At 63.3% G+C, this 12,812-nt stretch carries 11 protein-coding genes; 2 read left to right on the top strand and 9 right to left on the bottom strand.

From position 1 onward, the window contains the following. Positions 1 to 222: 222 nt before the first annotated feature. A complete protein-coding gene (locus WBK19_RS03965; protein ID WP_511287150.1) occupies positions 223 to 1,173 on the bottom strand; it encodes an AraC family transcriptional regulator in 951 nt (316 codons plus the stop codon). 169 nt (positions 1,174 to 1,342) lie between these two features. Between WBK19_RS03965 and WBK19_RS03970 the strand changes: the two genes are divergently transcribed. Both WBK19_RS03970 and WBK19_RS03975 read left to right on the top strand, forming a co-directional pair. Continuing rightward, on the top strand, positions 1,343 to 2,671 hold the full coding sequence (locus WBK19_RS03970) for a tetratricopeptide repeat protein (RefSeq protein WP_511287152.1): 1,329 nt from the start codon (positions 1,343 to 1,345) through the stop codon (positions 2,669 to 2,671). A 166-nt stretch (positions 2,672 to 2,837) separates the two neighbouring features. Then, the gene (locus tag WBK19_RS03975; protein ID WP_511287154.1) at positions 2,838 to 4,883 is read left to right on the top strand and encodes an AsmA family protein; all 2,046 of its coding nucleotides are present in this window, start codon (positions 2,838 to 2,840) and stop codon (positions 4,881 to 4,883) included. A gap of 306 nt (positions 4,884 to 5,189) precedes the next feature. On the opposite strand, the gene WBK19_RS03980 is transcribed toward WBK19_RS03975, so the two are convergent. The 8 genes from WBK19_RS03980 to WBK19_RS04015 all read right to left on the bottom strand — a co-directional run bounded on the left by WBK19_RS03980 (position 5,190) and on the right by WBK19_RS04015 (position 12,811). Then, on the bottom strand, positions 5,190 to 5,447 hold the full coding sequence (locus WBK19_RS03980) for a ferrous iron transport protein A (protein WP_511287155.1): 258 nt from the start codon (positions 5,445 to 5,447) through the stop codon (positions 5,190 to 5,192). Then, positions 5,444 to 7,399 carry a ferrous iron transport protein B gene (gene feoB / locus WBK19_RS03985; protein ID WP_511287157.1) on the bottom strand — a complete coding sequence of 652 codons (1,956 nt, stop codon included), beginning with the start codon at positions 7,397 to 7,399 and terminating at the stop codon, positions 5,444 to 5,446. The genes WBK19_RS03980 and feoB overlap by 4 nt, the downstream gene beginning before the upstream one ends. 271 nt (positions 7,400 to 7,670) lie before the next feature. After that, a complete protein-coding gene (locus tag WBK19_RS03990) occupies positions 7,671 to 9,062 on the bottom strand; it encodes a 4Fe-4S binding protein (RefSeq protein WP_511287159.1) in 1,392 nt (463 codons plus the stop codon). Further along, on the bottom strand, positions 9,055 to 9,858 hold the full coding sequence (locus WBK19_RS03995; protein WP_511287161.1) for an FTR1 family iron permease: 804 nt from the start codon (positions 9,856 to 9,858) through the stop codon (positions 9,055 to 9,057). The genes WBK19_RS03990 and WBK19_RS03995 overlap by 8 nt, the downstream gene beginning before the upstream one ends. A gap of 51 nt (positions 9,859 to 9,909) precedes the next feature. Further along, positions 9,910 to 10,242: a cupredoxin domain-containing protein gene (locus tag WBK19_RS04000; RefSeq protein ID WP_226404304.1), complete on the bottom strand. Its 333-nt coding sequence runs from the start codon at positions 10,240 to 10,242 to the stop codon at positions 9,910 to 9,912. Positions 10,243 to 10,251: 9 nt separating this feature from the next. Then, a complete protein-coding gene (locus WBK19_RS04005; protein ID WP_511287163.1) occupies positions 10,252 to 11,760 on the bottom strand; it encodes a carbohydrate porin in 1,509 nt (502 codons plus the stop codon). 2 nt (positions 11,761 to 11,762) lie between these two features. Next, complete coding sequence (locus WBK19_RS04010; RefSeq protein ID WP_511287165.1) at positions 11,763 to 12,308, bottom strand: iron transporter; 546 nt, start codon at positions 12,306 to 12,308, stop codon at positions 11,763 to 11,765. Between the two features lie 77 nt (positions 12,309 to 12,385). Further along, entirely contained in the window at positions 12,386 to 12,811 is a 426-nt protein-coding gene (locus tag WBK19_RS04015; RefSeq protein WP_511287167.1) for an ExbD/TolR family protein, read from the bottom strand. Between the last annotated feature and the right edge of the window lies 1 nt (position 12,812).

Genomic DNA, 12,812 nt, shown 5'->3' on the forward strand with positions numbered 1-12,812 from the left:
CATGGCCCACCTCCATCAACGTTTGGTCACCGCGATGAAGGTTTTAACGGTGTCATGCATGCATTACTTGATCTTAACCAATTGATCTAAATTGGAAATCTGCGGGGAAACCTCAGGGTCTGTCCCCTATAGTGATTCCCAAAAACTTTATCACTCTGAACCCTTTGGCTTGCTTGCAACCCTGCCTTGCCCACCGTATTCGGCGCCCGCCGCGGTAAATGCCTAGCCCCGCTTGCGCCATGCAGCTGGCGTCGTTGCGAAGGTCCGCTTGAAGGCTCGGTTGAAGGCGGCGTCAGATTCATAGCCGACCTCGCTGGCGATTTGTGCCGTGGCGGCGGTGCTTTCGCGCAGCCGGGCGGCAGCCAGTTGCAGGCGCCAGTTGGCCAGATAGCGCATGGGCGGCATGCCGATCAGGCTGGTGAAGCGCTCGGCAAAGGCGGAGCGCGATAGCCCGACCTCTTGCGCCAGTTCTTCTGTTGTCCATGGGTGGGCGACGCGGGCGTGCAGGAGGGCGAGTGCCCGCCCGACCATGCGGTCGCTCAAGCCGGCGAGCCAGCCGGTCTGGCCGGCGGGCAAGGCTGCAAGATAACGGCGGACACCCTCGACAAACAGCAGTTCGGCCAGTTTGCCGAGGATCGCGGTCGAGCCGGTGCCGCTTGTCCCGAATTCGCTGGCGGCGTGACGGAACGAACTTTCCAGCCAGGCGCCGCTGCTGCCGTCGCGGACGCCGAGCTTGAGCAGCGGCGGCAGGGCCTTGAGCAGCAGATTGTCGGCGCTATCGCTGCCGAGGTAGCCGCAGACGATACGCGTCGGCTCACCGCCCCCACCGTAGCGCAGTATGGCTGGTCCCGGCTCGCTCGGTGCCTGCACCGCACTGTCGATGACTTCCGCCCGGAGTCCCGGGGCGCTGCCCAGCACGTGCCGGGCATTGCTCGGCAGGAGAACGATTTCGCCAGCCTGCGCGGCGATGGCCGGGGCGTCGTCGATGTGCACAAACATCTGCCCTTCGACGACGTAGTGATAGGCGATCAGGTGGGCTGGCATCCGGCCCTCGGCGTGAAATTCCTCCGGCCCGACCTGCGACAGGACGCACCACGGCGCGGTGAATTCGGCATCGAGAAAGACGCCGCCCGAGAAACGCACGGCGGCAAAGACTTCGGAAAGGACATCCATCTTTCGCCTCCGAGAACAAGTCTCCGGCGCCCTGGTCAAATCTTCAGGCGCCCCGGATATGGCGGGTCAATTGTCATGAGACTACCTTGGCACTGTGCGCGTTCCGGCTTTCTTGGCTCGAGACGACGCCAATCGACCGCGAAACTTTCCACCCCAAAGGAGCAAAATAATGATCATCCACGACGATCTGAATCTTTCGTATTCCGGCGCCAGCGCCGAGAGCCTGGGCCATTTCCGGCGCGCTTTGCGCCAGTTCCAGTGCTATATCGAAGACCCGGTGGCCAGCGTCGACGCCGCCATCGCAGCCAGCCCTGAATTTGTCATGGGCCATATCCTCAAGGCTTATCTCCATTTGCTCGGCACCGAGCCAGCCGCCATTCCCGTGGCGCGTCAATGCCTCGCCGCGACCGTCGGCATGCCGGCCAATGCCCGCGAGCGCGGCCATATCGATGCCGTCGCGCAAATGCTCGACGGGCAATGGCGTCGCGCCGGACAGCTGCTCGAAGATGTCAGCATCGACCACCCGCACGACATCCTCGCCTTGCAGGCCGGGCATCTGGCTGATTTCTACGTCGGCAATTCCCGGATGCTGCGCGACCGCATCGCCCGCGCGCTGCCCGCCTGGTCGCCGGACTTGCCGGGCTATCACGCCCTACTGGGTATGCATGCCTTCGGTCTCGAGGAAACGGCCGACTACGGCCGGGCCGAGGCGCAAGGCCGGGTAGCCATCGAGCTTGAGCCGCGCGACGGCTGGGCCCAACACGCCGTCGCCCATGTCTTGGAAATGCAATGCCGCACGCACGACGGCATCGCCTGGATGCGTGCCGATCCCGCCGCCTGGTCCACCGACAGCTTCTTCAAGGTGCATCTGTGGTGGCATCTGGCCCTTTTTCACCTCGAGCTGGGCGAGATCGACGAAGTGCTGGCGCTGTTTGATGGCCCCATTCACGGCGAACGCTCGACCATGGTGCTCGACATGATCGACGCCTCGGCCCTGCTGTGGCGCCTGCACCTGCGCGGCGTAGACCTCGGCCAGCGCTGGTCGACGGTGGCCGATGGCTGGCAGCCGCTGGCCACGGCCGGCACCTACGCCTTCAACGACGTGCATGCGGTGATGGCCTTTGTCGGCGCTCGACGCGCCGAGGCCATCGGCGAGGTACTGCAAACGCAGAAAGCCGTATTGCTCGGCAATGACGACAACGAAGCCTTCACCCGTGAGGTCGGGCATCCGCTGACGCTCGCCCTCAAGGCCTTCGGCCAGGGGGCCTACGGCGACACCGTACGCCTGCTGCGCCCGCTACGTGAAATCGCCCACCGCTTCGGGGGCAGCCATGCCCAGCGCGACCTGCTCGACCTGACGCTGATCGAAGCGGCGCTGCGGGCCGGCCAGCACAATCTGGCCACCGCACTCTGCGCCGAGCGTCAGCCGACCCGCGGCCACAGCCCGTTGACCCGGCAACTGCTGCGGCGCTGCGAGCCGTTGAGTCTCGCGGCCTGAGCCTGGTTGCTGGATGGCCGCCTGGCATTTCATTTTTGGCCGAATTTTCCGGTTGACCGTGGGATAGGCGGGAAGGGGGCTTTATGCCCCCTTTTGCAATTATTGAAACGTAATTTTCACAGGCTGCTAGTCTGAAAGCTGAATCGAAACGAATACGAGGTAAAGCATGACTGTCGTTCGCAAACTGGGGATAGGCGTTGCCGTACTGGTCGGCTTGCTGGTCGTGGCGGCCGGCGTGTTGTACGCGCTGTTCGACGAGGCGGCGATCAAGCAGCAACTGGTCGAGCAGGTGGCGGCCAAGACCGGCCGGCAGTTGACCATCGGCGGCGAGCTTGGCCTCTCGGTCTGGCCGGACGTAGCCGTTCGCGTCGGGCAGCTTGGCCTTTCCGAAGCGGACGGTCGTAGCGAATTCCTCAAACTCTCTTCGGCGCGCATCGCGGTTGCCGTCATGCCGTTGCTCAGCAAGCGACTGGAAGCCAGGCGCATTGAAATCGATGGTCTGACCGTCAATCTCATCAAGCACAAGGATGGCTCGCTCAATATCGACGACCTGACACGTGGCAAACCGGCGCCCGGCGCGGCGCCGGAGGCAGCGGCCGGCAAGCCGGGCGAGCCGCTGGAAATCGATGTTGCCGGGTTGGAGCTGCGCAATGTGCGCATCAGTTGGCGCGACGAGGCGAGCGGCAAGACCTCCGAGATTTCCGACCTCGACCTGTCGACCGGCGCCTTGTCCGGCCATACCGGGAGCAAGCGTTTCTCGGTCGAAAAACTCAAGCTGGCGACGCAGGGCAGCTCCGGCGCCGACCGTTTCGTCCTCGCCCTTGAAACGCCGGGCATGGTGCTGACGGCCGGCGAGGCCAAGGGCGAGACGGTGACTTTCACAGCCACGCTGGAAAGTGCCGGCAAGAAGGTGGCGGCCAAAATTGCGCTGCAGGATCTGGCCGGCTCGCTCGACGCACTGACCATCCGCAACCTCGCTTTCGGGCTTGACGGAAAAGTCGGCGAAGCCGAGTTCAAAGCTGATCTGACCTCGCCGGTCAGCGTCAATGGCAAGGACAAAATCCTTACGCTAGCCAAGCTGGCCGGCAGCCTTGAGGTAAGCAGCCCGGCGTTGCCCATGAAGCAGGTCAAGCTGCCGATGGACGGTCGCTTGACGGCCGACCTCGGCCGCCAGCGGGCCGACTTTGCCCTCAAGACCCGTCTCGACGACTCGCAGATGGACCTCAAGCTGCTGGTCGAGCGCTTCTCGCCACTGGCCTTGGATTTTACCCTCGGCATCGACCAGCTCAACGTCGACCGCTATCTACCGCCGAAGAAGGCCGGGTCAGCCGGCAATGCGACCACCAAAGCCGAAACGGCCGGGGCGGAGGCGAAGATCGATCTGTCGGCGCTCAAAGGGCTTGATCTCAAGGGCGCCATCAAGATCGGGCGACTGCAGGCCCACAAGCTCAAACTCAGCGGACTAGACATGCAGATCGAGGTGGCCAATGGTCGTCTGCAGGTCGCACCGCTGCGCGCCAGCCTCTACGGCGGATCGCTCGACGGGGCGCTCACGGTCAACGCCGCCAGCAACCAGTTTTCCCTGCGCCAGAACCTGCGCGGCATCGACATCTCGCCGCTGCTCAAGGATCTGGCCGACAAGGACTTTCTCGAAGGGCACGGCAACGTCTCGCTCGACGTCACGACGCGCGGCGATACGGTCTCTGCCCTCAAGCGGGGGCTGGCCGGCAAGGCAGCACTCGACTTGCGCGATGGCGCCATCAAGGGCATCAACGTGGCGAAATTGCTGCGCAGCGCCAAGAACTTGCTGGGTGGCAAGCAGGCCGTGAGTGGCACTGCCGATACGGCGGAAAAGACCGATTTTTCCGGGATGACCGCCAGCTTCAACATTGACGGCGGCGTCGCCCGGAATAACGACCTGTCGCTGAAATCACCCGTCGTGCGCCTGGCCGGGGAGGGCGACATCGACATCGGGCACGACCGGGTCGACTATCTTGCCAAGGTCAGTGTCGACGATTCCCTGACCGGCCCCGGCTCGGAACTGGTGCAGCTCAAGGGCATCAGCGTACCGCTGCGCCTGCGCGGCCCCTACAGCCAGATCGCCTACACGCTGGAACTGGACAAACTGCTGGTCGAAGTCGCCAAGAGTCAGCTCAAGGAAAAGGCCAAGGAAGCGCTGGGTAAAGAGTTGCAGAAATTGTTCGGGAGATAGGGGTTGGTCCGCCATTCAATGGCGCTTTCTGGATAACGCCCACCAGGAGCGGAATCTGGCCGAATACGAAGGATTTCGGGAGATTGAGGAGTCCGCCGTCACGGATCTGATTGCTGACGCTGGCAAGTTGATCGAAAGCTGAGCCTGTTCAGCAATAGCAGAGCAATAGGGGTGACCCCTATCAGTTTGTGGTGCTGCGTGGCATTTATAAAAACGACACACGCAAACGCCGGGATGATGGCCGTCGGCGTAGAGGCTGCCGATCAGCGACTGGCTGTGACGATAAATTGGGTGCTTCCGGGCGATCTATGCGCTGGCCGCGCCCTTGTTCACCCAGATATGCCGGGCGACCGCGTGTTCCAGCGCCAGTTCGACCTCGTCGGCCAGGATGACGGTCATCGGGCGCTGTTGCAGCACCTTCATGGGGCGGGATTCGGCGAGGCCGTAGGCGGTGAGTTGTTCGCGTTGCAGCGGGTCGATTTCGTCGCCAAAGGCCGCCAGGAAAACGACGGTGCCGGGCGCGATGAAGGCGAGGGGGAGGCGGGCTTCGTGTTTGGGGCTCATGACCAGACGGCTCGGAGAACGATGTTGAACAGGCCGCCGATAAGGAAGGCGAAGGGGACGATGACGGCGACCATGCCGAGGGCGACTTTGCTGCCTTGTTCCTTGACCATCATCATGAGGCTGGCGAAGCAGGGGATGAACAGGGTAATGGTGATCATGCCGACGACGGCCTGTATCGGGTCGAGCGTATGGGCCATGGCGAACAGGCCGGTGGCGCCGAAATCGCGGCGCAGGAAGCCCATGACGAAGGCAGCCGAGGCTTCCTTGGGCAGGCCGAGCCAACCCGAGACGAGCGGTTCGCCGGCTTCGATGATCCAGGGCAGGGCGCCCGATTTGTCGAGCGAATACATGATGAAGGTGCCGAGCAGGAAAAGCGGAATCACTTCAATCAGATACCACTTGAGCCGGCCGCCGGTTTTTTTCAACACGTTGCCGAGGATGGGCAGGCGCATCGGCGGCAGTTCGGTGACCAGCGGAATGCGCCGGCCAGGGATCAACTTGGCAGCGAGAAAGCCGGCGAGCAGCAGGATGCCGACCATCGCCAGCGCCCAGACGAGCACGGCGGTGAAGGAAACGCCGCCGAGCATGCCGAGGACGACGCCCAATTGCGCCGAGCAGGGAATCGCAAGGGCGAGCAGGAAGATGGTGATCAGCCGCTCGCGTGGGCTGTGCAGGATGCGCGTCGTCAGCGTTGCCATCGTCACGCAGCCGAGGCCGAGGACCATGGGCAGCACGGCGCGGCCGTTGAGGCCGATCATCGAGAACATCCGGTTGGCGATCACCGTCAGGCGCGGCAGGTAGCCGGAATCTTCGAGGACGCCGAAGGCGAAGAAGAAGGTGGTGACGATGGGCAGGATCAGGGCCAGGGCATAGGTCATGCCCATGGTCCACAGGCCGTACTGGCCGACCAGCAATTCGTGCAGCCAGGGCGCGCCGATCATGTTGTTGACGAGCCCGGTGACGGCCGGATTCAGGATGCCTTCAAAGAGATCTTCTTCAAGCAGCCCGACCAGCGTGGTTGCACCGAAAACGCCAACAAACTCGTAAATGAGATAGAGCACGCCGAGCAGAATGGGAATGCCCCAGACAGGATCAACGACGTATTGCCCAATGCGTTGCGACAGCAGCGGACTGCTTTTGGCGGCGCGGCGGATCGCTGCCGTGGACAGCGCATCGGCGGCTTCGGTACGTTCGCGGGCGAGCAGCGGGGCCAGTTTTCCGTCGTTGCGTTGATCGGCTTGCTGGCGCAGGGCTTCCAGTTCGGCAAATTGTTCGCCGGATTTTTCGCTGAGCCACGCGGCAACCTGGGAGTCTCCGCCGAGGTAAAGAATGGCCAGGCCACGGGCGGCCAGTTGCGGGTGCGGGGCAAGGCGGGTGATGGCGGCGGTGGTCTCGGCAATGGCCGCTTCAATGTCGCGGTCGTAGCGCAGCAAGGCTTGTGGGGGCTTGGCATGGCCAAGTTTGGCGGTGAGTTCGCCGACCCCGTCGCCGCCGGTGGCGACAGTGGCGACGACCGGGATGCCGAGCTCTTCGGCAAGCGCCGGAATATCGACGATGACGCCCCGTGCCGCCGCCTCGTCGTGCATGTTCAGCGCCAATACCATCGGCACGCCGAGTTCGGCCAGCAGGGCGGTCAAAGTGAGTGTGCGACGCAGGTTCTTGGCGTCGCCGACCTGCACCAGACAGCGGGTTTCCTCGTTGAGCAGGGCGCTCATCGTCGCCCTTTCATCGTCGCTGCGCGAGGGCAGGGCGAGCACGCCGGGTGTATCGAGGAGCATCGCCTCGCGGTCGAAACGGGCGCTGGCGCGGGTGACTTCGACGGTGGTGCCGGGGTAGTTCGAGACGTTGACGTAAGCCCCGGTCAGGCGGTGAAAGAGGACGGATTTGCCGACGTTGGGGTGGCCGACGAGCAGGATGGCATTGGCGGCGGAGGCAGAGGCGAAGGTGGTCACGTTGTTTCGGCTTTGGTGCAGTTGACGACGGCTTGGTCAAGCCCGTCGGAGGTGATCTCGCCGGTGCGTTGGGTGCAGGGGCGGCGCTGGTCGTCTAGTACAAGGGTGTGCGGCAATGCGCCGACCCGGTTGCCAAAGCGGGCCAACACAAACAATAGGGGCCCAATCCCTATTGCCTTCATTTTAACGGCGCTGTCGCAGAAAAGATTTCTGTTTGATCTGGTTTTGTCCCTCAATCAATTCAAGCACGAACTCCAATGGCCGAGATCGCTCACCAAACAAAGAAAACCAGCGTCCAGACCGTTGCCATGAGCCCGACCGGCCACAGCATCGCGATCCCGGCATTCCATTTTTGGGCATTTTTTCCGGTTGACCGTAGAACCAGCTGCAAAGCCAGCCACAGGCTGCCGAGGCAACCCGCCGAGAGCAATCCGATGCGGAAATACGGCAGCCAGCCGAGCCACAGGTGTTCGGCCTTGAGGTGGGTGACGGTGAGCATCGACAGGCCGAGGATGACGCTGGCGGCAGCGAGCGGGGTTAGCGCCAGGGTGAAGCGTTGCCAGGTCAGGTGTTCGGTTTTGAGAATACGGGCGGCGAGGGCCGGGCCGATCAGGAGCAGGCTGCCGAGCAGGAAGCCGCCGCCGAGCAGGTAGGCGAGGATCAGCGCGCCGTCAAGCCAGGTGAACAGGTCGCTGGCTTCCGGGTAATGGGTGAGCAGCCACCACGGCACGTCGTTATCGAGCAGGGCGAAGTGGTCGTGGTCGACGAGCCATTCGGCGGCGGCCAGTTTGGCGCTGAGCAGCCAGGGGCTGAGCGTCCATTGGAAGGCGGCGGTGGCAACGCCGAGGACGCCGTAGACGAGCGTCAGCGCATCGGGCGTGCGGGCTACATTGTTGAAATCGAGGATTTCGCTGAACGGCGAGCGGGCGGAATAGGTGACGGCGTCGCGCTGGCCGGCGCAGCGGCCGCAGCTGTGGCATTCGGAGGCGCTGGTCATGCGGCGGACGTCGAGCAGTGGGGCGCAGTTGACCGGTTCAAAATCCCCCTGATGCTTGTCCCAGGCGTCGCGGTCGACCTTGTAATGGAGCGGGGCGATCTTGGCGAGGACGGCGAAAACGCCGGAGGCCGGGCACAGGTAGCGGCACCAGATGCGCTTTTCGCGGCCGTAGAGCAGGCCGATGCCGATGGCGGCGACGGTCGAGCCGCCGAGGACCAGCAGCGCTGCTTGCGGGTATTCGTAAACGCTGACCAGCTGGCCGTACACCGTGGTCATCACGAAAGCGACGAAGGGCCAGCCGGTCCATTTGAGCCAGCGCGGCAGCGCCTTGCCCCGGCCGTACTGGCTGACCCATTCGGAAATGGCGCCTTCCGGGCAGAACAGGCCGCACCAGACTCGGCCCATGGTTACCGTAGCGATCATGACGCCCGGCCACCACAGGCCCCAGAAGCAGAATTGGGCGAACAGCCGGAGGTTGTCCCAGATGTGCGCGTCTTCGGCAGGCAAGGGGATAAACGCCGGGATGATGACCATCGCCGCGTAGAGAACGACGATGACCCACTGGACGGCGATGATCGACCGGCGATTGTTTCTGAGAAAAAGGCCTATTTTTTCCACCCGACTCTGCGGGCGGCTGGGGTGGAACTGGATGACGTGTTCAGCCACGGCCGGTTCTCCGCCAGGCAAACAGCACGACGCCCCAGTAGGCGGCCCAGACGAGCAGGCTGCTCAGGGCCGGGCGGGCGCGGTAGCCGGAGAAGTCGGCGAGCAGCTTGCCGGCCTTGGTCGTGTCGTCGATCAGCATCGAGGTATCCCACACCGGGTCGAGCAGCGGCGGCAGATAGCCGGCGCCGATCAGGCGGTCGATGGCGGCGATGAGCAGGGCCGAGGCGAGGATGAGCAGGAGGATCGATGACAGGCGCAGAAGCAGGCCGATGTTGAGTTTGGCCAGGCTTTTGGCGGCCAGCCAGGCGGTGGCGCCAGCGCCGGCAAAACCGGCCAGCGAACCCATGAGCAGGGCGCTGAGATCGCCTTCCTGCGCCATGCCGTAAAGGAAAATCACCGTCTCGGCGCCTTCGCGGGCAACGGCCAGCGCGGCCACGACGGCGACGCCGAAATAGCCAGAGCGTTCGCGGGCGGCGGCGAGGTCGGCATGTAGCCGGGCTTTCATCGTCCGGCCATGTTTGCGCATCCACAGCACCATCTGGGTGATCAGCCCGGCGGCGACGAAGAGCGTGGCGGTCTGGAAAATTTCCAGCGCCTCGCCGGTCAGCTCGTCCTGCACCGTGAGCAGCGCCCAGCCGAGCAGCAGGGCCAGCCCGACGCCGGCGCCGAGGCCGATGAACAGGGCGCGCTTGCCCTTGCCGGTCGTGTCGTTGGCCTGCAACCAGGCGTAGAGAATGCCGGCGATCAGGAAAGCTTCGAGGCTTTCGCGCCAGACGACAAAAAATGCGTTACCCATGCTGTGCTCCGTGCTTGCTGGCTATTTATAGATTTGGCTGGCTGGCGGTTATTACTTGGCGACGATCTTTCCCTGCCCGGTTTCCGGATGAAAATCGTCAAAGAACTTGTACGTCCCCGGTTTCATCGGGAAAAACACCAGATTCCGCGTTACGCCGGGGGCGAGGACCAGTTCCTTCTTCAATTCCAGGCTCTCGAATTCCGCCGCGCCCGGCCCTTCATTCTTCACCTCCAGCCGAAAGCGCGTCATGGCCGGCACTTCCAGTGTTTCCGGGTGGAGGCGGCCGTCCTTCATGAGCAGCTTGATGGTCGGCATGTCGTCAGCCGATGCCACGGTCAACTGGAAAAAAAGGCTAAAAATGAAAAGCAGGCGGGCGGTTTTCATGGGGCTTCCTTAGTAGGCGATGTTGGCGCGCAGGGCGAAGACCTTGACCGACTTGGCGTCACCATTGCCGCCGCCGTTGCTGACGAACTGGAGGTCAGGCGACAGCTCGAATTGCGGCGAAATGCGGTAGCGGTAATAGATTTCGGCCAGCTTTTCGGCGCCCTTGGGGGTGAAGGTGAAGGCGCTTTGGGTCTGTGCTTCGTCGAGCCAGGTGGTCGCCGTCGTCGCCCGATAGCCCTTGCCCGATTGCAGCCAGGCGCCGGCAATGCCCAGACTGTCCGCACCGCGGCCCCAATAGCTGCCGGAGAACTCGGCGCCGAGCGTGGCCGCCTGGTTGAACGGCAGTTCGCCATCGATCAGCTTGCCGTAGCGGGCGAAGAGCTTGATGCCGTCGCCGACGCGCTGGTCGACCGAGACGCCGACGCCGGTGTGTTTGCTCAGCGTACCGTCGAAATCGGTGCCCTGGCTGCGGTTCCAGCCGTAGACCCGGTAATTGCCGGTCAAGCCGCCGAACAGCTTGAGTTGCGTCTCGGCCTGCACCATGAGCAGCGGCGAGGACAGGCTGCGCTGGTAGTTGGCGCCCTTGTCGCCGGCGCCGAAGAGGCCGACCGACAGTCGCCACGGCTGCATCTTGTCGACGTAATTCAGATACGAGGCGACAAAGCCCGGCTGGAAGCCGTTGGCATCGACGCCGACTTCGCCGGCAGCATCGAGCAGCGGGTTATGGACGAAGACGGAATTGAGGAACTGCTTGGCCTCGTCGCCAGCCGCGGCGTTCTGGTCGAAGAAGCCGAAGATGTCCATTTTGCCGAAGGTCAGCTCCAGGGTTTCCCGCGAATAAGGCTTGAAACCGAGGAAGGGCAGCGGAATCGCCGCCTGGTACCAGGCTTGGCCGAGGATGGTCACCGAGTCGTCCGGGCTGCTGCCCGAGGCGCGGAAGGCCAGCGCATTCGGCGCGCTGGCGAAATGGCCGAGGCGCGAGAAAGCGGCGTTGAGGCCGAGGCCCTGACCCATGCGCAGATGGGCGAACAGCTTGTGGTCGATGTCGCCAATCGGCGCCAGCGGCAGTTCGACCGAGACGTCGGCGCGGTAGTTGAGCTGGGCGCTGCCGTTCTCGATATCTTTCGGCAGCCCGGAGGCGAACTGGCCAACCGTGGCCAGTGAGGCGCCAACCTTGATGCCTTCAAGTCCTTCGGCGATTCTCGCGGCCTTCTTCATGCCCAGCGCGTCTTTTTCCACGGCCTTGAGGCGCACCGTCAGTTCCGGCTCGCTTTCGGAAAGTCGCGGGCTGTCGAGGCCCTTGGCGATCTCGTCGCTCTCGGTCTTGAGCGTCTTGACCTGTTTTTCCATCTCGACGTTGCGTGCTTCGAGCTTCTTTTCCAGCTCGGCATTGCGGGCTTCGAGCTTTTCGAGCCGCGCCGTCAGCTTATTCAGCAACTCGATTTCCTTGGGGCCGGCCAGCGCAGGCATGGCCAGCCCCGCCACGACCAGCGCAGCGGTAATCTTGGCGAGTTTCATGATCAGTAGCCGCCTTTTTTGCCGATGCCGACGTAGGTGAATTCGTACTCGACTTCAAACGGCTTGAACCACGGGCGAACGCCGGTGGCACGGTCGGTGTGGCGGCCGAAATGCGAATGCGGGTTGGCGGAAGGCGGCAGGATGGTGTATTTGACCTTGTACTTGCCCGGGCCGGCCAGCTTGACGTTGTCGCCGTAATGCGGGCCATCGTTGGCAACCATCGGCATGAAATCGCCGGCCACCTTGAAGTCGCCTCCGATCTTGGAAACCTCAAACTTGATGGCCAGGTAAGGCATCCACGCGCCTTCCTCGAAACCGTTGGGATTGTTGGCCAGCGCGTGAATGTCGGCTTCGAGGTGAATGTCGGAGTCTGCAGCCTTCTTCATCATGCCTTCCGGTTCCATTTCCACAGGCTGCAGATAAACCGCGGCGATTTCCATGCCGTTGCGCTGCTGCGGCACGCCGATTGGGTATTCGAGGGCCAGGGCCGGAGTGGCCAGGGCGGCGGTTAAAGCCAGTGCTGAAACAAGTTTTTTGATCGTTTGCATGTTAGTGGACTCCCTGGTTTCTCTGGCTGGCTGGGCATACGCGTGGCTGGCTTGAGGATGGTTTTAAAGCGAAATTTTTACAGCGGCGCAGCCCCCGGCTGCGTCACGAAGCCGATCTTGGTCAGGCCGGCTCGACGGGCGGCGCTCATCGTTTCGGCCACCGTTTCGTAGCGCGTCGCGCGGTCGGCCCGCAGGTGCATTTCGACCTTGGCGTCCTGCGCCACGGCATCACGGAAGCGGGTTTCGAGGCTGCTGGGGTCGACCGCCTCGGCAGCGACAAAAACGTGGTTGTCGGCATCGATGCTGACCTGCAGGGTCAGCGGCTTTTCCGGCGACGGGGTGCTCGAGGCGCGCGGCAGGTCGACCGGCACCTGATGCGTCATGAGCGGCGCGGTGATGATGAAGATGATCAGCAAAACCAGCATCACATCGACGAGCGGCGTCATGTTGATTTCCGCCGTCGGCATCTGGTGGTTCTGTGCATTGAAGCTGCCCATGGCCATG

Source organism: Azonexus sp., assembly GCF_049652925.1.
Classification (GTDB): domain Bacteria; phylum Pseudomonadota; class Gammaproteobacteria; order Burkholderiales; family Rhodocyclaceae; genus Azonexus.

Bases quoted from the DNA above. Each gene is read 5' to 3' on its own strand.
- WBK19_RS03965 (WP_511287150.1), bottom strand. From the start codon at position 1,173: ATGGATGTCCTTTCCGAAGTCTTTGCCGCCGTGCGTTTCTCGGGCGGC.
- WBK19_RS03970 (WP_511287152.1), top strand. From the start codon at position 1,343: ATGATCATCCACGACGATCTGAATCTTTCGTATTCCGGCGCCAGCGCC.
- WBK19_RS03975 (WP_511287154.1), top strand. From the start codon at position 2,838: ATGACTGTCGTTCGCAAACTGGGGATAGGCGTTGCCGTACTGGTCGGC.
- WBK19_RS03980 (WP_511287155.1), bottom strand. From the start codon at position 5,447: ATGAGCCCCAAACACGAAGCCCGCCTCCCCCTCGCCTTCATCGCGCCC.
- WBK19_RS03995 (WP_511287161.1), bottom strand. From the start codon at position 9,858: ATGGGTAACGCATTTTTTGTCGTCTGGCGCGAAAGCCTCGAAGCTTTC.
- WBK19_RS04000 (WP_226404304.1), bottom strand. From the start codon at position 10,242: ATGAAAACCGCCCGCCTGCTTTTCATTTTTAGCCTTTTTTTCCAGTTG.
- WBK19_RS04005 (WP_511287163.1), bottom strand. From the start codon at position 11,760: ATGAAACTCGCCAAGATTACCGCTGCGCTGGTCGTGGCGGGGCTGGCC.
- WBK19_RS04010 (WP_511287165.1), bottom strand. From the start codon at position 12,308: ATGCAAACGATCAAAAAACTTGTTTCAGCACTGGCTTTAACCGCCGCC.
- WBK19_RS04015 (WP_511287167.1), bottom strand. From the start codon at position 12,811: ATGGCCATGGGCAGCTTCAATGCACAGAACCACCAGATGCCGACGGCG.